Origin of the sequence: Terrabacter terrae (assembly GCF_039529575.1) — a bacterium.
GTDB classification, from domain to species: domain Bacteria; phylum Actinomycetota; class Actinomycetes; order Actinomycetales; family Dermatophilaceae; genus Terrabacter; species Terrabacter terrae.
This window is the reverse complement of record NZ_BAAANB010000163.1, coordinates 1-3,378: the sequence shown is the minus strand read 5'-3', so window position 1 is coordinate 3,378 and position 3,378 is coordinate 1. Positions and strand designations below refer to the sequence as shown.

Below are 3,378 nucleotides of genomic sequence, written 5' to 3'. Positions count from 1 at the left end.
CTCGCACCGACGGCATGCCTCGGCGCAGATCCGGCAGTGGCCGTGCATCTCGGCGTGCTGCTCGCACTCGTCCGCGCAGGCCTTGCACACCGTGGCGCACGCCTCGAGGACCGCACGCGTGACGTTGGCGTCGTAGCCGGTGTGCCGCGACAGGACGTTGCCGGTGGCGAGGCAGACGTCGGCGCAGTCGAGATCGGTGCGGATGCACTTCGTCAGCTCGGCGACCATGTCCTCGCTCAGGCAGGCGTCGGCGCACGCCGTGCAGGTCTGGGCACACTCGAAGCACGCCTGCAGGCAGTCCGCGAGCTTGTCCTCGTCGATGGCGCCGAGGTCCTTCGGGTAGGCCTGCAGCATCTCGGTGTGGGTCATGACGATCTCCCTCCGTCGTGGGCGTGGGCTGGACGGGCCGCGTGTCCTACGCGGCGTCCGGGTGGAGCAGCACCTTGGTGTAGCCGTCGGCGCGCTCGTCGAACTTCTTGTAGGCGTCCACCGCCTCGTCCAGGGCCACCTCGTGCGAGACGATGAACGACGGCGACGCGACGCCGCGGATGATGAGGTCGCGCAGCTCCTGGTTGTAGCGCTTGACCGGGCACTGGCCCGTGCCGATGCTGAGCCCCTTCGTGAAGGCCGAGCCGAAGTCGAACGCGACGCGCCCCTCCTTGGCCGGCTCGGTCGCCGCGTCGGGATCCTCAGGCATGTAGACGCCGACGACGCCGAGGTGCCCGGTGGCACGGACGACCTGTACGAGGTTGTCGAGGACCATCGCCGGGTGCTCCTGACCGGACGCGTCGTGCGCCTGGTAGCCGACCGCCTCCACGCCGCAGTCGACACCGAAGCCGTCGGTGCCGTCCATGATCGCCTCGACGACGTCGGTCTCGGCGGCGTTGACGGCCGTCACCTCGAGCCCGACCTTGCTCCCGGCCTGCTCGGCGAGCCGCAGCCGGTCCGGCTGGTGGTCGACGACGAAGACCTGCGAGGCGCCGCGGATGGCGGCGCTGTGGGCGGCCATCAGCCCGACGGGTCCGGCGCCGAAGATCGCGACCGTCTTGCCTGGTGCGACCTGGGCGAGCTCGGTGCCGTGGTAGCCGGTGGGGAAGATGTCGGAGAGCATCGTGAAGTCGCTCTCGTGCTCCGTGCCCTCGGGCAGGTGGAGCAGGTTGAAGTCGGCCCACGGCACCCGCAGGTACTCGGCCTGACCGCCCCAGTACGGCCCCATGTTGGGATAGCCGTAGCCCGCACCCGGCTGCCCCGATGGATTGGCTCGCAGGCAGGCGGAGGTCCAGCCGGCCGTGCAGTTGCGGCACGTGCCGCAGGCGAGGTTGAAGGGCACGGAGACGCGGTCGCCCTTCTTGATCCGGTTCACACCGGGGCCGACCTCCTCGACGACGCCCATGTTCTCGTGTCCCAGCACCATGCCCGGCTCGAGCTCGGCGCGCCCCTCGTAGGGGTGCAGGTCGGACCCGCAGATGTTGGCCGTGGTGATCCGGATGACGGCGTCCAGCGGCTCCTCGACCCGAGGGTCGGCGACCTCCTCGACGGACAGCTCGTACGGAGCCTTGAAGACGACAGCCTTCATGGGTGCTTCCTCTCCTCGTGGGGTGGCGTACTCCACGTCGACTACCCGAAAAGAGCCGCTGCTCACGGATGAGCGACCACATCGCGCACGGAAGGAATCCGGGCACTCGACCGTTTTCCCCTTCAACGCCCCATCCGGGGGCCGGACGAAGGAGCTCGAGCGTGCGCGCGATCTGGAACGGCAAGGTCATCGCCGAGAGCGACGACACCGTGGTCGTCGAGGGCAACCACTACTTCCCTCGTGAGTCGGTCGACGACACCGTGCTCGTCGACAGCGAGACCCACACGACGTGCGTGTGGAAGGGCCAGGCGTCCTACTACTCGGTGATCGTCGACGGCGAGACCAACCGTGACGCCGCCTGGTACTACGCAACCCCGAAGAAGGCCGCCGCCACGATCCAGGACCGCATCACCTTCTGGCACGGGGTCACGGTCACCGACTGACCCGCGCCTCGCCTGGCCCCCGGGTCCTGCTTGCACCATTCGTCGGACACGCGAACGGCGGCGACCTACGGTGAACCGGTCACCAGGGAACGGGGATCAGGGGAACCGCATGCGCCGGCGCACGACCAACGGACTTCTCGCGGTCGCGGCTTTCGTCGGGCTCGTCGCGATCAGCGGGAACGTCCGGGGAACCGACCAAGCCGCCCTGTCCGGGACAGGTGCCACCGCTACGGCCACGTACTTGCCGGGCTCGCCGGACGCTGCGAGCACTCCCTCGGTGGCGGAACCAGATGCCTCCCGGCGCGCCGCGGCGGCGAAGGCGGCGGCGGCGAAGGCGGCCGAGACGAAGGCTGCGGCGGCGACGTGGGCCGTGACGAAGGTCGTCGACGGCGACACGATCTGGGCCGCCCGCGGCGCGGAGACCGTCAAGGTCCGGCTCATCGGCATCGACACCCCGGAGGTCGGGCAGTGTGGCTTCGCCGAGACGTCCCGCAACCTCCGCGGCCTCATCGGGGGCCAGCGCGTCACTCTCACCCCCGGAGCCCAGAGCGACCTCGACCGCTACGGCCGCTCGCTGCGCTACGTCGACGTCCGCGGCGTCGATGCCGGCCTGCGCCAGATCAAGCAGGGGTATGCCGTCGCGCGCTACGACTCGCGGGACGGCTACGGCGCCCACGCTCGCGAGACGGCATACGTCCGGGCGGACGCGGCCAGCCCCAAGGCGCCCTGCGCCGACCCCGGCGCGAGTTCGGCCTCCAGCAGCACCGGTGGAAGCTCCGCGGGCGGCGCGGCCGGCAGCGGCCTCACCGGAGCGTGGCCGCGGCCGGGTGACCGGTACCCGTGCCCGCAGGCGAATCCGGTGAAGGGCAACGAGGACTCGATGATCGCCCACGAGCCCGGCGACCGGTACTACGACGTGACCAAGCCGGAGCAGTGCTTCGCGACGATGGGCGACGCGGAGGCCGCCGGCTTCCGTCCCGCCAAGGTCTGAGCGCGGCTACGTCAGTGAGTCAGCAAGCGACTCACTGACGTGGCGAAGGTCCCGGAGGGCAGGCGCCGGGTCAGTCATGGGTCAGTGCTCGAGCTCGAGGATGCAGGCGGTGGCGAGGTCGACGAAGCCGACACGGCGGTAGATCTCCGCTGCAGCGTCCGACCCTGCCGAGAGGAAGACCAGGTCGACGCCCCGCTCGCGGCAGGTCGCCACCAGCGAGCGGGTGATGGCCGTGCCGTGCCCGCGACCCCGGTGCCGCGGTGGCACCGCGATGCCCATCAGCTCCGCGACGCGACCGCGAGGCGCGGCGGACCCGGCGCCGCAGAGGCGGTCACCGTCGAACGAGGCCACGACGACGAGCTTGCCGT

5 protein-coding genes are annotated in these 3,378 nt (G+C 70.7%); 2 read left to right on the top strand and 3 right to left on the bottom strand.

Going from position 1 to position 3,378, the window contains the following annotated elements; genetic code table 11:
• Both ABD194_RS20330 and ABD194_RS20325 read right to left on the bottom strand, forming a co-directional pair.
• Positions 1 to 369 (bottom strand): four-helix bundle copper-binding protein (locus ABD194_RS20330; RefSeq protein ID WP_343994899.1); only part of this gene is annotated, 369 nt, incomplete at its 3' end.
• A 46-nt stretch (positions 370 to 415) separates the two neighbouring features.
• On the bottom strand, positions 416 to 1,576 hold the full coding sequence (locus tag ABD194_RS20325; protein WP_343994897.1) for a glutathione-independent formaldehyde dehydrogenase: 1,161 nt from the start codon (positions 1,574 to 1,576) through the stop codon (positions 416 to 418).
• A 161-nt stretch (positions 1,577 to 1,737) separates the two neighbouring features.
• Between ABD194_RS20325 and ABD194_RS20320 the strand changes: the two genes are divergently transcribed.
• The gene (locus ABD194_RS20320; protein WP_343994895.1) at positions 1,738 to 2,019 is read left to right on the top strand and encodes a DUF427 domain-containing protein; all 282 of its coding nucleotides are present in this window, start codon (positions 1,738 to 1,740) and stop codon (positions 2,017 to 2,019) included.
• A gap of 277 nt (positions 2,020 to 2,296) precedes the next feature.
• Complete coding sequence (locus tag ABD194_RS20315) at positions 2,297 to 3,010, top strand: thermonuclease family protein (protein WP_343994892.1); 714 nt, start codon at positions 2,297 to 2,299, stop codon at positions 3,008 to 3,010.
• 81 nt (positions 3,011 to 3,091) lie between these two features.
• Here ABD194_RS20315 and ABD194_RS20310 read toward each other — a convergent pair.
• Positions 3,092 to 3,378 (bottom strand): GNAT family N-acetyltransferase (locus tag ABD194_RS20310; RefSeq protein WP_343994890.1); only part of this gene is annotated, 287 nt, incomplete at its 5' end.